Origin of the sequence: Nonomuraea sediminis (assembly GCF_018531495.1) — a bacterium.
In the GTDB taxonomy this organism is placed as follows: Bacteria; Actinomycetota; Actinomycetes; order Streptosporangiales; family Streptosporangiaceae; genus Nonomuraea; species Nonomuraea sediminis.
In genome coordinates, this window is record NZ_JAHDTI010000016.1 from 230646 (window position 1) to 246061 (window position 15416).

Annotated in this window: 14 protein-coding genes and 2 riboswitches; of the genes, 12 read left to right on the top strand and 2 right to left on the bottom strand. The window is 70.0% G+C overall.

What is annotated here, in order from left to right; genetic code table 11:
- Positions 1-52 precede the first annotated feature (52 nt).
- Entirely contained in the window at positions 53-1783 is a 1731-nt protein-coding gene (locus KIK09_RS48115; RefSeq protein ID WP_214326274.1) for a DUF2264 domain-containing protein, read from the top strand.
- Here KIK09_RS48115 and KIK09_RS48120 read toward each other — a convergent pair.
- Positions 1763-2482 (bottom strand): FadR/GntR family transcriptional regulator, encoded by a 720-nt coding sequence (locus KIK09_RS48120; RefSeq protein ID WP_214326275.1) that lies wholly within the window; start codon positions 2480-2482, stop codon positions 1763-1765. The two genes, KIK09_RS48115 and KIK09_RS48120, sit on opposite strands and share 21 nt — an antisense overlap.
- Before the next feature lie 118 nt (positions 2483-2600).
- Between KIK09_RS48120 and KIK09_RS48125 the strand changes: the two genes are divergently transcribed.
- From KIK09_RS48125 to KIK09_RS48155, 7 genes are all read left to right on the top strand, one after another.
- A complete protein-coding gene (locus KIK09_RS48125; RefSeq protein ID WP_214326276.1) occupies positions 2601-3953 on the top strand; it encodes a glutamine synthetase family protein in 1353 nt (450 codons plus the stop codon).
- The gene (locus KIK09_RS48130) at positions 3950-5293 is read left to right on the top strand and encodes an aldehyde dehydrogenase family protein (protein WP_214326277.1); all 1344 of its coding nucleotides are present in this window, start codon (positions 3950-3952) and stop codon (positions 5291-5293) included. Before KIK09_RS48125 ends, KIK09_RS48130 begins: the two co-directional genes overlap by 4 nt.
- Positions 5294-5299: 6 nt before the next feature.
- Positions 5300-6064 carry a 3-oxoacyl-ACP reductase gene (locus tag KIK09_RS48135; protein WP_214326278.1) on the top strand — a complete coding sequence of 255 codons (765 nt, stop codon included), beginning with the start codon at positions 5300-5302 and terminating at the stop codon, positions 6062-6064.
- Positions 6065-6103: 39 nt separating this feature from the next.
- Positions 6104-6793, top strand: coding sequence for a gamma-glutamyl-gamma-aminobutyrate hydrolase family protein (locus tag KIK09_RS48140; RefSeq protein ID WP_214326279.1), 690 nt, complete (start codon positions 6104-6106; stop codon positions 6791-6793).
- Between the two features lie 44 nt (positions 6794-6837).
- Positions 6838-7785, top strand: a complete 948-nt coding sequence (locus KIK09_RS48145; RefSeq protein WP_214326280.1) for a LysR family transcriptional regulator — start codon at positions 6838-6840, stop codon at positions 7783-7785.
- Positions 7786-7877: 92 nt separating this feature from the next.
- Entirely contained in the window at positions 7878-10178 is a 2301-nt protein-coding gene (locus tag KIK09_RS48150) for a M4 family metallopeptidase (protein ID WP_214326281.1), read from the top strand.
- A gap of 61 nt (positions 10179-10239) precedes the next feature.
- Positions 10240-11568, top strand: a complete 1329-nt coding sequence (locus tag KIK09_RS48155) for a M28 family peptidase (RefSeq protein ID WP_250574946.1) — start codon at positions 10240-10242, stop codon at positions 11566-11568.
- A 163-nt stretch (positions 11569-11731) separates the two neighbouring features.
- Here the strand turns inward: KIK09_RS48155 and KIK09_RS48165 are convergent, their stop codons facing one another.
- Positions 11732-12172 carry a MarR family winged helix-turn-helix transcriptional regulator gene (locus tag KIK09_RS48165; RefSeq protein ID WP_308164742.1) on the bottom strand — a complete coding sequence of 147 codons (441 nt, stop codon included), beginning with the start codon at positions 12170-12172 and terminating at the stop codon, positions 11732-11734.
- A 39-nt stretch (positions 12173-12211) separates the two neighbouring features.
- Between KIK09_RS48165 and KIK09_RS48170 the strand changes: the two genes are divergently transcribed.
- The 4 genes from KIK09_RS48170 to KIK09_RS48185 form a co-directional block, all read left to right on the top strand.
- Positions 12212-13195, top strand: coding sequence for an FAD-dependent oxidoreductase (locus tag KIK09_RS48170; RefSeq protein ID WP_214326282.1), 984 nt, complete (start codon positions 12212-12214; stop codon positions 13193-13195).
- 174 nt (positions 13196-13369) lie between these two features.
- A riboswitch (glycine riboswitch) is annotated at positions 13370-13467 on the top strand.
- A riboswitch (glycine riboswitch) is annotated at positions 13468-13567 on the top strand.
- A 37-nt stretch (positions 13568-13604) separates the two neighbouring features.
- Positions 13605-14687, top strand: a complete 1083-nt coding sequence (gcvT, locus tag KIK09_RS48175; protein WP_214326283.1) for a glycine cleavage system aminomethyltransferase GcvT — start codon at positions 13605-13607, stop codon at positions 14685-14687.
- A 1-nt stretch (position 14688) separates the two neighbouring features.
- The gene (gene gcvH / locus KIK09_RS48180) at positions 14689-15078 is read left to right on the top strand and encodes a glycine cleavage system protein GcvH (RefSeq protein ID WP_214326284.1); all 390 of its coding nucleotides are present in this window, start codon (positions 14689-14691) and stop codon (positions 15076-15078) included.
- Positions 15079-15136: 58 nt separating this feature from the next.
- On the top strand, positions 15137-15416 hold a 280-nt coding region (locus KIK09_RS48185; protein ID WP_275956542.1), incomplete at its 3' end, for a serine dehydratase beta chain.

Consider the following 15416-nt stretch of genomic DNA (forward strand, 5'->3'; position numbering starts at 1 on the left):
TTCGTTTGTGAACGGATGCTTTCGAACGATCAGACCTGCTAGAGTCCGGCGCATGATCTCCCTCCCACCCGAGGATCGTTCGCTCAGCCCGCACACCGGCTGGACCCGCGCCCACTGGGAGGCGGTGGCCGACGCGCTGCTGGCCGCGGTGGAACCGTATCGCTCCGCGGACGGATCCGTGATCGTCTTCCCGGGAGGCAGGGAGAGCATCTCGCGGTGCGACGGGCTCGAGGGGTACGCCAGGACGTTCCTGCTGGCCGCCTTCCGCGTCGCGGGCGGCGGCCCGGCCGAGCTGCTCGAGCCGTACGCCCGGGGCCTGGTCAAGGGCCCGGAGGTGTGGCAGCCGATCCGCGACCGCAGCCAGCCCATGGTCGAGGCGGCCTCGATCGCGATCTCGCTGTGGCTCACCCGCGAGCACCTGTGGGACCGCCTGGACCCGGCGGTCCGCGACGGCGTGACCGCCTACCTGGCCGACGCCCTGCGCCACGAGCCGGTGGACAACAACTGGTGGCTGTTCACGGTGATGGTGGGCGCGTTCCTCGGCGACCAGGACGCGGTCGAGCGCGGCCTGGCCCGCATCGAGCCCTGGTACCAGGGCGGCGGCTGGTACTCCGACGGCGACAACCGCTCCTTCGACCACTACAACGGCTGGGCCATGCACCTGTATCCGGCCCTGCTCACCCACCTGACCCGCACCTCGCCCGGCAGGTACGGCGAGCGGCTGCGCGAGTTCCTGCGCGGTTACGCCCTGATGTTCGACTCCGAGGGCGGCATGCTCTACCAGGGCCGGTCGGTCACCTACCGGTTCGCCTCGGCGGCCTCGCTCTTCGCCGGGGCGCTGCTCGACGCCACGCCGCTGGAGCCCGGCCAGACCCGCCGGATCGCCTCGGGCGTGCTGCGGCACTTCCTCGAGCACGACGCGCTGTCGCCCGAGGGCCTGCTCACGCTCGGCTGGTACGGCCCGCACGAGCCGTCGCTGCAGGGCTACTCCGGCTACGCCTCGCCGTACTGGGCGTCGAAGGCCTTCCTCGGCCTGCTCCTGCCGCCCGACCATCCCGTCTGGACGGCGACGGAGGAGCCGGGCCCCGAGGGCGTGGTCGCGCTGCCCGAGCCCGGGTTCGTCGTGCAGAACACGGGCGGCGTCGCCCGCGTGCTCAACCACGGCAGCCGGCACCATCCCGGCGACCCGCTCTACGACCGCTACGCCTACTCCACCCGCACGGGACCCACCACGGCCGGCGACATCCCCGACAACCACCTGGCGATCCTCCAGGACGGCGCCTGGACACCCCGCGGCACGATCATCCCCGTGGGCGCGGGCATGCTGGGCGACGCCGCCTGGGCGAGCTCGACGGGCACGGCCGAGAGCCTGAGCGTGGCGCGCGGCCCCGTCGAGGTGCGCATCCACCGCGTCCCGCCCGGCTCCCTGGCCCGCCAGACCGGCTGGGCGCTCCCCCACGCCACCGCCGCCGTCACCGGGCCGTCCGCGGTCGTCACGGGCGACCGCCTCACCTCCACCCTCACAAGCCTGTACGGCGGAGCCGAGGCGTCATCCGCCGAGGCCCCCTCGGGTACGGCCTTCGGCACCCCGGCCACGGTGCCGGTGCTCGAAGGCGTGGCGGAGGACGGCTGGGTCGTGAGCGTGGCCACGCTCACCCGCGAACCCGTGACGGAACTGCCCACCGCGACGGTGGCCGGGCACGTCACGATCACCTGGCCCGACGGCCTCACCCAGGAGTTCACCGCCGGCGGCCCGGCAGGGTCAGGACAGGAACGCGCGTAGCAGGGCCGCGGTGCCCTCAAGGTGTTCCGAGACGGCCTTGCGGGCCCCCTCGGGGTCGCCGGCGAGGATGGCGACCACGATGGCGCGATGCTGGACGGCGGCGTGGTCGATGTTGACCTGCAGCATCGGGATCGCATTGAGCAGGTCGCTGACCCGCAGCCGCGCGTCCGCGCAGGCCGTGGCCAGCAGCGGCGAGCCGGTCAGCTCGGCGATCGACAGGTGGAAGGCCGTGTCCAGCCGCCGGTAGTCCTCCGGCGCCGCCGCGTCCACGTCGGCCAGGCGCCGCTCTAATGCGGCCCGCTGCCCGCCGGTGAGCTTGGCCGAGGCCAGCACCTGCGCCGCACCGCATTCCACGGCCATGCGGAAGGTGAGCGCGTCGGCCAGGTCGGCGGTGCCCATGTCGGCCACCACGCGGCGCAGATCCCCGGTGTCGGGGGCGGGCGGGATGTAGGTGACGAACGCGCCTCCGTAGCGGCCGCGCCGTACGTCGAGATAGCCGGCGTCCTGCAGGGCGCGGATCGCCTCGCGCAGTGTGACGCGGCTGATGCCGAGCTGGACGGCCAGCTCGCGCTCAGGGGGGAGCTTCGCGCCGGGGGCGACGACACCCAGCTTGATGGCCTGCAGGAGGCGTTCGACGGTCTCCTCGAAGGCGTTGCCCGCCCGGACGGGCCGCAGCACCGTCAGGGGGTTCATCATCATCTCACCAGACTCGTCCAACGTGTCCTCAGGTCTTGACAACCAATCCCGCCATGCACCTCAATGGTCTAACACTAGCCCAATTAACGGGAAAGCGCGTCAGGCCAGATCAGGAGCGTCCATGGGATTGCTGTCCGTAGATGAGCTACGTGACGACGTGTCCGCAGGCCGCGTCGACACCGTACTGCTGGCCGTAGCCGATATGCAGGGCAGGTTGCAGGGCAAGCGGCTGTCCGCCCGCTTCTTCATGGACGAGGTGCTCCGGCACGGCTCGGAGGGCTGCAACTACCTGCTCGCGGTGGACGTCGACATGAACACCGTCGACGGTTACGCGATGTCGTCCTGGGAGCGCGGGTACGGCGACTTCGTGATGAAGCCGGACCTGTCCACGCTGCGCCGGGTGCCCTGGCAGGAGGGCACGGTCATGCTGATGGCCGACCTGACCTGGGAGAGCGGCGAGGACGTGGCACCCTCCCCGAGGCAGATCCTGCGCAAGCAGATCGCCCGGCTCGAAGAGCGCGGATTGCGCGCCTTCGTGGGGACAGAGCTGGAGTTCGTGGTTTTCGAGGACTCCTACGAGGACGCCTGGAAGCGGGCCTACCGCGACATGACGCCCGCAAATCTCTACAACGTCGACTATTCGCTGCTCGGCACCGCGCGCATCGAGCCGCTGCTGCGCCGGATAAGGCTGGACATGGAGGGCGCCGGGCTCTATGTCGAGTCGGCCAAGGGCGAATGCAACCTCGGCCAGCACGAGATCGCCTTCCGCTACGACGAGGCACTCAAGACCTGCGACAACCACTCGATCTACAAGAACGGCGCCAAGGAGATCGCCGCCCTGGAGGGCAAGTCGATCACCTTCATGGCAAAGCCGAACCAACGCGAGGGTAATTCTTGCCATATCCACATATCGGTGCGATCTGTGGACGGCGACGCCGTGATGGCGGGTGACGGACCGCACGGCCTTTCCAAGCTCGGCGAGCATTTCATCGCCGGACAGCTGGCCTGCATGAAGGAACTCACCCTCTTCTACGCGCCGAACATCAACTCCTACAAGCGTTACGTGCCAGGAAGCTTCGCACCGACCGCCATAAAGTGGGGAGTGGACAACCGCACCTGCTCGTTGCGCCTGGTGGGCCACGGGCACTCGCTGCGCGTGGAGAACCGCGTCCCGGGCGGCGATGTGAACCCGTACCTCGCGGTCTCGGCGCTCATCGCCGCCGGGCTGCACGGCATCGACGAGGAGCTTCCGCTGGAGGAGGCCTTCGGCGGAAACGCCTACACCTCGGGCGCCGAGACGGTGCCACACACGCTGCGGGACGCGCTGACGCTGTTCGAGGGCTCGAAGCTGGCCCGCCAGACGTTCGGCGACGACGTGGTCGCGCACTACGCCAACAACGCCAGGGTGGAGCTGACCGCCTTCGACGCGGCGGTCACGGACTGGGAAATGTACAGAGGATTCGAACGACTGTGAAGATCATCAACCCGGCGACCGAGGACGTGGTCGCCGACGTCGAACTGGCCGACGCGGCCGAGGTCGACAGGGCCGTGGAGCGTGCCAGGCGGGCCTACGCCACCTGGCGCGACGTGGCCCCAGGCGACCGTGCCAGGCTGCTGCGCAGGCTCGCGGCGCTGGTCGGCGAGCACGCCGAGGAGCTGGCCCTGCTGGAGGTCACCAACTCCGGGCACCCGATCGGCAACGCCCGCTGGGAGTCCGGCAGCGTCCGCGACGTGTTCGACTTCTACGCGGGCGCGCCCGAGCGCAACCACGGCAAGCAGATCCCGGTGCCGGGCGGCATCGACGTCACCTTCCAGGAGCCGCTGGGCGTGGTGGGCGTCATCGTCCCGTGGAACTTCCCCTTGCTGATCGCGAGCTGGGGCGTCGCCCCGGCGCTCGCGGCGGGCAACACGGTGATCGTGAAACCCGCCGAATGGACCCCGCTGACCGCGCTGAGGCTGGCCGAGCTGGCCCTGGCGGCGGGCCTCCCCGAGGGGGTGCTCCAGGTGCTGCCTGGGGCAGGGGAGGTCGCGGGTGCCCGGCTGGTCGAGCACCCGGACGTGGCCAAGATCGTGTTCACCGGGTCCACCGAGGTGGGCAAGGAGATCGCGGCCAAGGCCGCGGCCCAGGTCAAGCGGATCACCCTCGAGCTGGGCGGCAAGTCCGCGAACATCGTCTTCAACGACGCCGACCTCGACAAGGCCGCCAGGACCGCGCCGTACGCCGTCTTCGACAACTCCGGGCAGGACTGCTGCGCCCGCTCCCGGGTGCTGGTGCAGGCCGACGTCTACGACGAGTTCCTTGAGCGCCTGACGGAGGCGGCCAGGGGCGTCAAGGTGGGCGACCCGCTGTCCACGGAGACCGAGATGGGCCCCCTGGTCAGCGCCGAGCACCGCGAGCGGGTCCGGTCGTTCATGGACGGCACGCCGTACTTCCAGGGCGACTGCCCGCAGGGCAAGGGGTTCTGGTTCCCGCCGACGATCCTGACCTCGCAGCTCAGCGACCGGGCGTTCACCGAGGAGATCTTCGGTCCCGTCATGTCCGTGGTGCCGTTCAAGGACGAGGCCGAAGCCGTACAGATCGCCAACGACACCGTCTACGGGCTGAGCGGCTCGATCTGGACCCGCGACGTCGGCCGGGCGCTGCGCGTGGCGCGGGCCGTCGAGTCGGGCGCGCTGAGCGTGAACTCGCACTCGTCGGTCCGCTACTGGACGCCGTTCGGCGGGTTCAAGCAGTCGGGGCTGGGCCGCGAGCTCGGACCCGACGCCCTGTCCGCCTTCACCGAGACCAAGAACGTCTTCATTTCCTGGGAGTAGTAGAACATGCAGCGTTTGCAGGACCGCGTCGCCGTGATCACCGGTGCGGGCAGCGGGATCGGGCTGGCCACGGCGCGGCGCTTCGCCGAGGAGGGCGCCAAGGTCGTCTGCGTCGACATCGACGAGGAGGCCGGCGGCAAGGCCGCGAGCGAGGTCGGCGGCATCTACGTCAAGGCGGACGTCACCAACGAGGACGACGTCATCCGGATGTACCAGACGGCCTTCGACACCTACGGCAGCGTGGACATCGCCTTCAACAACGCCGGGATCTCCCCGCCCGACGACGACTCGATCCTCGAGACCGGGATCGACGCCTGGCGCCGGGTCCAGGAGGTCAACCTGACCAGCGTGTACCTGTGCTGCAAGCACGCGCTGGGGTACATGCGCCGCCAGGGCAAGGGCTCGATCATCAACACGGCCTCGTTCGTGGCGGTGATGGGCTCGGCGACCTCGCAGATCTCCTACACCGCGTCCAAGGGCGGCGTGCTGGCCATGTCGCGCGAGCTCGGCGTGCAGTTCGCCCGTGAGGGCATCCGCGTCAACGCCCTGTGCCCCGGCCCTGTCAACACGCCGCTGCTGCAGGAGCTGTTCGCCAAGGACCCCGAGCGGGCGCAGCGCCGCCTGGTGCACGTGCCCGTCGGCCGTTTCGCCGAGGCCACCGAGATCGCCGCCGCGGTCGCGTTCCTGGCCAGCGACGACTCCAGCTTCATCACGGCCTCGGAGTTCCTCGTCGACGGCGGCATCTCCGGCGCCTACGTGACGCCGCTCTAGAAAGATCTCTTGGTACGGCAGGCCTGGGAGGGGAGAGTCGTGACACGTCCGGTCATCGGAATCTCGTGCTACGTGGAGACCGCGCGCTTCACCGTGTGGGAGATGACCGCGTCTCTCCTCCCCCACGCCTACGTCGAGCAGGTCGTGCGGGCGGGCGGCCAGCCGGTCGTCCTGCCGCCCGTCGGGGAGGCCGGTTCCCTGGTGGACCGGCTCGACGGCCTCATCCTGGCCGGTGGGGGCGACATGGATCCCGCGAGCTACGACCAGGAGCCGCTGGACACCACCGGATACATCCGGAAATTTCGGGATGACTCCGAACTTGCCCTGATGGACGGTGCCCTCCGCCGCGGCCTGCCGTTCTTCGGCATCTGCCGCGGCATGCAGGTGCTGAACGTGGCGCTCGGCGGCACCCTGCACCAGCACCTGCCGGACGTGGTCGGCCACACGCGCCACTCCCCCGCCCCCGGCCAGTACGGCCCGATGCCCGTGCGGCCGGTCGCCGGGACCCGCCTGGCCGAGCTCCTCGGCGAGGATCCCGTCGACGCCTCCCACTACCACCACCAGGCCATCGACCGCCTGGCGGACGGCCTGACGGTGAGCGCCCGCGCGGAGGACGGCATCATCGAGGCCGTGGACGTCGACGACCACCCCTTCGCCCTGGCGGTCCAGTGGCACCCGGAGGTCGGCGTGGACGATCGCCTGTTCAAGGCCTTGATCACCGCCTGCTGAATTTGGGCCTTACTGGAAACCTTCTTTACTTTTAGACTTGCGGTGTGGATCTCGAGGTCCGTCACCTAAGGGTGCTGTGCGCGATCGCAGACAGCGGGAGCATCTCCAGAGCCGCCGCGACCCTGGGGATGTCGCAACCGGCGATGGCCGCCCAGCTCAGGCGCATCGAGCGGCAGTTCGGTGGCGCGCTGTTCGACAGAAGCCATGACGGCGCCACCCCGACTCCGCTGGGCGAGTGGCTGCTGGCCAGGTCGAGGAGCCTGGTGCCCGCCTTCGACGAACTGGAGCGGGACGCCAGGAGGCGTACGACCGACACGACGCGGATCCGGGTGGGGTGCGCGCCCACGCGGCTGGCGATCTACGTGGCCAAGAGCCTGCGCAGGCTGGTCCCCGAGGCCGACATCAGGCTGCGCACCGAGCAGACCATGGACGCGCTGCCCGGGCTGCTCGCCTCCGAGCGGATCGAGCTGGCCACGCTGGACGACTACCCGGGTCACGAGCTGTCGCCGCCGCAGGGCGCCGCGTACGCGGTGATCGCGACCGAGCCGCTGTTCGTCGGCCTGGCCCAGGACCATCCGCTGGCCGGGCGGGAGGAGGTCGACCTGGCCGACCTGGCCGAGGAGGACTGGGCGCAGCCCGCGCAGATGGAGTCCGGACCGCGCGAGCACTTCTGGGCGGCCTGCGCGCAGAGCGGGTTCGCGCCGCGCCTGACCTACGGCGTCAACCTCGAGGTCGCCCTCGACCTGATCTCCGAGGGCCGCTGCGTGGGCCTGTTCCAGGCCACCGCCCCGGCCAGGGAGCGCGTCACACTGCGCCCGTTGACGGACGCGCCCCTGCGCTTCCGTCACGTGCTCGGCTGGACGACGCGGGGCCCGTTCGCCGGTCAGGCCGACGATCTCGTCGACGCGGTGCGCAAGACGTACTGGGCGGAGTCGATGCGGGCGCCCGTCTATCGCGCCTGGTTGAAGCGCCACGGACGGGCCATAGCGTGACGTTATAGGAAGTTGTTGGGTACCGCCCCGTACACAGCCTGTGAAGACTTGGGATCAACTCCACTCCGACACCCCCCTGAGGAGCCAAGAGAGTGAAACCCAAGCTCAGGCTGGGGGCTGCCGCCTTGCTCGCGGTGGCCCTCTCCACCGTCTCGCTCGCCGGCGCCACGAGCGCCGGGGCGGCGAGGGCGGTGGACCCGCCATCCCCCGACCCCCGCCATAACGCGATCGCCACCTCGCAGAACCTGATAAAGGCCGACAAGGCGGCGTTACAAGCCACCGACCAGGACTCCTTCGCGCTCACCTCCAGCATCGAGGGCCCGCGCGGCACGCAGTACCTCACCTACGGCCGCACCCACGCGGGCCTGCCCGTCTACGGCGGCGACGTGGTCGTGGCCACCGACGCCTCGGGCGCGCTCGTGCGGTCGGTCGCCTCCGGCCAGCAGAGCAAGATCGACGTGTCCACGAAGCCGGCCGTCACCGCTGTGAGGGCGGCGGTGACGGCCAGGACGCGCCTGGCCAAGGCGGCCTCCGTGGCCACGCCCACCCTGGTGATCCACGCCACGACCGCCCAGCCGCGCCTGGCCTGGGAGGTCGTCGTCACCGGGGCCGACCGCCCGAGCACGCTGCACGTCTACGTGGACGCCAGGACCGGCAAGGTCATCGACCAGTGGGACGAGGTGCGCGAGGGCACCGGCAACAGCTACTACAACGGCAACCCCGTCACGATCGACACCACGCCCTCGTACACCATGCGCGACCCGAACCGCAGCGGCCTCCAGTGCGGCGGGCAGAACGGCCAGCCGTACACCAAGTCCAGCGACAGCTGGGGCAACGGCGGCGGCACGAACCTGGAGACCGCGTGCGTGGACGCGCTGTTCGACGTCCAGCACGAGTGGGACATGCTCAAGCAGTGGCTGGGCCGCAACGGCATCAACGGCCAGGGCGGCGGCTACCCGGCCTACGTCGGGCTGAACGAGGTCAACGCCTACTGGACCGGCTCGTACGCCACCTTCGGCCACAACCAGGCCGGGAGCCAGCAGCTGACCTCGATGGACGTCGTCGGGCACGAGTTCGGCCACGGCATCTTCCAGTTCTCCGGCGGCGGCGGCGCGGGCAGCGGCAACGAGACCGGCGGGCTCAACGAGTCGACCGGTGACATCTTCGGCGCCCTGCTCGAGCACTACGTCAACGAGCCCGCCAACCTCGACCCGCCCGACTACCTGGTCGGCGAGGAGGTCAACCTGGCCGGCAACGGCCCGATCAGGAACATGCAGAACCCGTCGGCCACCGGCGACCCGAACTGCTACAGCTCCTCCATCCCGAGCACCGAGGTGCACGCGGCGGCCGGACCGCAGAACCATTGGTTCTATTTGGTCGCAGAGGGTACTAACGGGAGCACTAGGTGTGACAGCGGCGCGGCGATCACGGGCATTGGCATCCAGAAAGCCGGTCAGATCTACCTGGCCGCGCTCAACACCAAGACCCTGCCGTGGACCTACGCCAAGGCCAGGATCGCCACGCTGAACGCGGCCAAGTCGCTGTTCTCGGGTTGCAACGAGTTCAACGTGGTGAAGGCGGCATGGAGCGGTGTGAGCGTGGGCGCGCAGTCAGGCGAGCCGACCTGCACCTCGCAGCAGAACGACTTCAGCCTGACGCTCGACCCTGCCTCCGGCTCCGTCCAGCCCGGCGGCACGGCGACCACCACGGTCAGGACCACGGTGACCAGCGGCTCGGCGCAGCAGATCGCGCTGAGCACGGGCACGCTGCCCGCGGGCGTGACGGCCCAGTTCAACCCGCAGACGATCACCGCGGGCCAGACCTCGACGCTGACGCTGACCACCTCGGCGAGCAGCAGCGGCACGCAGTCGATCCAGGTGATCGCCACCGGCGCGAACGCCACCCACCAGGCGAACTACACCCTGCAGATCGGGCAGCCGAGCAGCGACTACTCCTTCACCGTCAACCCGGCCTCCGCGTCGGTCCAGGCGGGGCAGTCGGCCACGGCGACGATCAGCACCCAGGTGACCGCGGGCCAGACGCAGCAGATCACGCTGTCGGCCGGCAACCTGCCCAGCGGGGTGACGGTGTCGTTCAACCCGCAGACGATCAACGCGGGCCAGTCGTCGACCGTCACGTTCACCACGACCGCGTCGGTGTCGCCGAACACCTACACGATCGGGCTGAACGCCGACGGGGCCAGCACGGACCACACGGCCACGTTCAACCTGACGGTCAGCGGCAGCTCGCAGACCACCTGGCAGCCGTGGACCCCGTACGCGGTCGGCGCGGTCGTCACCTACAACGGCGTGCAGTACCGGTGCCTGCAGGCGCACACCAGCCAGCCGGACTGGACGCCGCCCGCCGTACCGGCGCTCTGGCAGCCGATCTGACCCCGTGATCCGGGGCGGCCGTTCACTCCGGGGCGGCCGCCCCCTTTTCGTGTGAGGACTCATGAGTATCAAGCTCGTCGCGTCGGCGCTGGCGCTGGCGGCGACCTCGCTCACGCCCGTCGCCGATCCGTCCACGCCGCCGGACATCCAGGTGGCGAACGTGCAGGCGCACCTCAGCCAGTTGCAGACGATCGCCTCGCAGAACGGCGGCAACCGGGCCTCGGGCCGGTCCGGCTTCACCGCCTCGCTCAACTACGTCAAGGGCAAGCTGGACGCCGCCGGGTTCACCACCCGCGTGCAGAGCTTCAGCGGCGGCAGCAACCTCATCGCCGACTGGCCCGGCGGCCCCGCCGACCAGACCGTCATGCTCGGCGCGCACCTCGACAGCGTCTCCGCCGGGCCCGGCATCAACGACAACGGGTCCGGCTCGGCCAGCCTGCTGGAGATCGCGCTCACGCTGGCCGCGACCAGGCCTGCGCTCACCAAGCACGTGCGCTTCGGCTGGTGGGGAGCCGAGGAGCAGGGCATGGTGGGCTCGCGCTACTACGTTCAGAACGGAGGCGCGAGCGGCGTGCAGGTGTACCTGAACTTCGACATGGTCGCCTCGCCCAACGCCGGCTACTTCGTCTACGACGACGACGCGACGCTGCAGCGGCTCTTCAACGACTACTACGGCACGCTCGGCCTGCAGACCGAGCCGGAGAACGAGGGCGACGGCCGCAGCGACCACGCCCCGTTCAAGAACGCCGGGGTCAGGGTGGGAGGCATCGCCGCGGGCGCCGACTACACCATGACCTCCTCCGAGGCCGCCAAGTGGGGAGGTACGGCGGGCCAGCCGTTCGACCGGTGCTACCACAGGGCGTGTGACACCTACCCGGCCAACATCAACGTCACGGCGCTGGACCGCAGCGCCGACGCCACCGCCTCCGTGCTGTGGAAGCTGGCCGTGGGCTCGGGCACGCCGGACTACTCCGTCTCGGTGAACCCGGCCTCGGCAACGGTCCAGCCCGGCCAGCCGGCCACCACCACGCTGAGCTCGTCAGGGCAGGGCCAGACCATCTCCCTGGCGGCCACGAACGTGCCCACGGGTGTGAACGTGACCTTCAACCCGCAGACGATCACGGCGGGCCAGTCGTCCACCGTGACCATCGCCACCACCAGCGGCGTCACGCCGAACACCTACACGATCGGCCTGGGCGACCCCGGCCACTCGGCGCCCTTCGCACTGACCGTGGGCGGCGGCCAGGGCACCACCTGGCAGCCGTGGACTGCCTACGCGGCAGGCGCGCTCGTCACCTACAACGGCGTCCAGTACCGATGCCTGCAGTCCCACACCTCCCAGCCCGGCTGGGAACCCCCCAACGTCCCCGCCTTATGGCAGCGGTCGTAGCACGCCGGACAACACCACGAGCCCGGCGCCGAACTCGGCGTCGAGCTCGTGCTGCTTTTCCGGGGTGGCCACACGTCTCCCGAGATCGTGACGAAGCCGGGTTGCTCGCGTTCCAGGCGGCTCTGGATCGCGCTGAACTCCTTCTCGGAGTGCGCCGCGCCGCTCAGGCTTTGACGTAGCCAGGGCCCGTGAGGTTGGTCAGCATGCGTTTGAGCAGGTCCGTCGCCTGTGCCTGCTCCTCGTCGGTGAAGCCGTCCAGGAGGCGGTTCGCGACCCCGCCGTAGATCGGGAAGACGCGCGGCAGGAGCGCGCGGCCCTCCTCGGTCACCTCGATGACGACCGCCCGCCGGTCCTCGGGGTGACGGCCGCGGGTCACCAGCCCCTTGGCCTCCAGCCGGTCAAGGAGTCTGGTCATGCCCGCCGTATCCGTGCCGACCAGCGAGGCGAGCTGCGCGGGGGCGCGCTCGCCAAGGGCCGCGCGCATCAGCACCGCGCCCTGCTGAGTCGTGATCCCCAGCGACGCCAGCTCTGCCTCAAGGGCGGCGCGCAGTTCCCTGGCCAACTGCGGGATCAACGACGGGACGCCTTCACCGAGCGGTTTCACGTCTAGACAGTAACTGTTATGACAGCTACTGTCGAGCGCATGCGTATCTCGATCATCGGAGGTGGCATCGGCGGACTCTGCCTGGCCCAGGGCCTGCTCAAGAGCGGCATCCCCGCCACCGTCCACGAATCAGGCCACCGCCCCCAAGGCTGGCGCGTGACCATCAAGAACGAGGGCACCGCCGCACTGCGCGCCTGTCTGCCCGAGGAGCTCTTCGACCGCGTCCTGGCGAGCGCCATCCGTCCCGCGACCCGCATGGTGTTCATGGACCACCAGCTGGTCCCCAAGTTCGACAAGCCCATCCCGCCCGTCGAAGGCCACTTCGGCATCAGCCGCCAGGTCCTGCGCGATCTCCTGCTCACCGGGCTCGACGTGCGCTTCGGCAAGACCTGCGTCGGCTACTCCGGCACCACCGCCCACTTCGCCGACGGCACCAGCGCCGAGGCCGACCTCATCGTCGGCGCCGACGGCACCGACTCCACCGTGCGCGCGCGGCTCCTGCCGTACGCCCGCCTCGACGACCTCGGCACCTGCCTGTACGGCGTCACGCCGTTCACCACCCTCGACTGGGTCCCCGACGTGCTCGTCGACACCTTCAACCGGATCACCGAGCCCGGCGGCGCCGCGATGGCCGTGGCGACCTGCCGCCCTGGCGACTACTTCACCTGGACCCTCACCGGCGACCCCGGGCGCCTGGACGACTGGCATCCCGCGCCGCGCCGCATCGTCGAAGAGGCCACCATCACCTTCCCCGTACGGCTGCGCAGCGCACTGCCCGTCCAGCCCTGGGACGACCCGCACGTCACACTGCTCGGCGACGCCGCCCACACGATGACGCCGGGACGCGGCGACGGCGCCAACACCGCGCTGCGCGACGCCCGCCTGCTCACGCTCGCCCTGCAGGAAGCCGCCGCCGGGCGCGTGCCGCCGGCCGCCGCCAAGGCGCTCTACGAGGAGGAGATGCTCAGGTACGGCTTCGCCGCGGTCGAGGCCGCCCGCAACCACCCCTTCGCACCGCGGTGACGGCCTCTCACGGGCCACGAGCCCGGATCACGAGGGCGGCGGCCTCGCCGTACAGGCAGCATCAGACGTACAGGAAGCCTCAGAGGTACAGGGAGCCTCAGACGTGGCCGGCTGGACGTAAAGCGCCTTAGAGCTGTCGGGACGAATCCGCGCTAGGCTGGCGGGCGACACCGTTGAACCCGTGCGGGAGAGTGTCCTGACACCCGGTCAGGGCCCCTGAAGGAGCAAGCCCTCCCCGCGAACCTCTCAAGGCAAAGGACCGCGCGGACCAGGTGGCCTCTGGAAAGCAGGCCTGTCACAGGGCCTCGCCGAAGGTGAAAGTCCGGCAAAACCCGGGCGAAGCTCTCAGGCAACGATGACAGAGGGGGAGGATCCTGGCATCCGACCCTGCCCTGAGGTGCGAAACGACATGTCCCGATCGACACCGCTGCGAGACGTACACGAGAGTCTCGGCGCCACGCTCACCGACTTCGCCGGCTGGCTGATGCCGCTGCGCTACGGCAGCGAGTCCGCCGAGCACACCGCGGTCCGCCAGGCGGCCGGGCTCTTCGACCTGTCGCACATGGGCGAGATCTTCGTGACCGGCCCGCAGGCCGCGCTGGCCCTGGACTACGCGCTGGTAGGCCACCTGTCGGCGCTGGCACCCGGCCGGGCCCGCTACACCATGATCGTCAATCCCGCGGGCGGGGTGATCGACGACCTCATCGTCTACAGGCTCCAGGACGACGAGTTCATGGTCGTGGCAAACGCCTCGAACTATGAAAAAGTTGCCGATGAGCTGGTAACTCGGGCAAAGGACTTCGACGCGACGGTCGAGGACCGCTCCGACCAGTACGCGCTGATCGCGGTGCAGGGCCCGAAGGCGCAGGAGATCCTGTCCCGGCTCACCGACGCCGACCTGGAGAACCTCAAGTACTACGCGGGCCTGCCCGGCGTGGTCGACGGGCGGCAGGCGCTCATCGCGCGCACCGGGTACACCGGCGAGGACGGGTTCGAGCTGTTCGTGGCCAACCAGGACGCCGTCCCGCTCTGGGAGGCGCTGACCCGCGAAGGCACGCCGTACGGCATGATCCCCGCGGGACTGTCGGCCAGGGACACGCTCAGGCTGGAGGCGGGCATGCCGCTGTACGGCAACGAGCTGAGCACCGGGCTGACCCCGTTCGACGCGGGACTGGGACGAGTGGTGAAATTCGACAAGCCCGGAGACTTCGTCGGCAGGGCGGCGCTCGAGGCGGTCAAGGACACCCCGCCCCGGCGCCGGCTGGTCGGCCTCGTCGCCCAGGGCCGCCGGGTGCCGCGCCACGGTTACCCGGTCACCAAGGACGGCGCCGTCGTCGGCGAGGTCACCAGCGGGGCGCCTTCCCAGACCCTGGGCAAGCCGATCGCGATGGCCTACGTGGACACTGGTGTACAAGACGGTCTGGCCGTGGACATCCGGGGCAGCCAGGAACCCATGGACCTGGTCGAGCTGCCTTTCTACAGGAGGAAGTAAGTTGAGCAACATCCCTGACGAGCTGAGCTACACCAAGGAACACGAGTGGGTGGCCGGACTCGACGACGGCATCACCGTGACCGTGGGCATCACCGCCTACGCGGCCGAGGCCCTTGGTGACGTCGTGTTCGTGCAGCTCCCTGAGGTCGGTGCGACCGTCGAGCCGGGCGACTCCGTGGGCGAGGTCGAGTCGACCAAGTCCGTCAGTGAGATCTACGCCCCGCTCGGCGGCGAGATCGTCGAGGTGAACCAGGCCGTGGTCGACACGCCCGACCTGGTCAACAACGACCCGTACGGCGAGGGCTGGATGTTCCGCGTCCGCGTCGAGGGCGATCCGGAGGATCTGCTCTCCGCCGAGGAGTACACCGCCCTGACCTCGGGCGAGTCCTGAACACCGGCCGGGGCCCCACCTGGGGCCCCGGCTCTCCTCCCCTCGGAAGGGCGGATCAATGGCGATCAGCGTCTTCGACCTCTTCAAGATCGGAATAGGCCCGTCGAGCTCGCACACGGGCGGGCCGATGGCGGCCGCGCACAAGTTCGCCCGCGGGTTGCACGAGGACGGGCTGCTCGACTCGACGGCGCGCGTCGAGGCCATCCTGTACGGCTCGCTCGGGCTGACCGGCAAGGGCCACGGCAGCGACAAGGCCGTCCTGCTCGGCCTGTCCGGCGAGAAGCCGGAGCTGGTCGACGTCGACTCCATCGACGCCCGGCTGCTGGCCATGCGGGAGT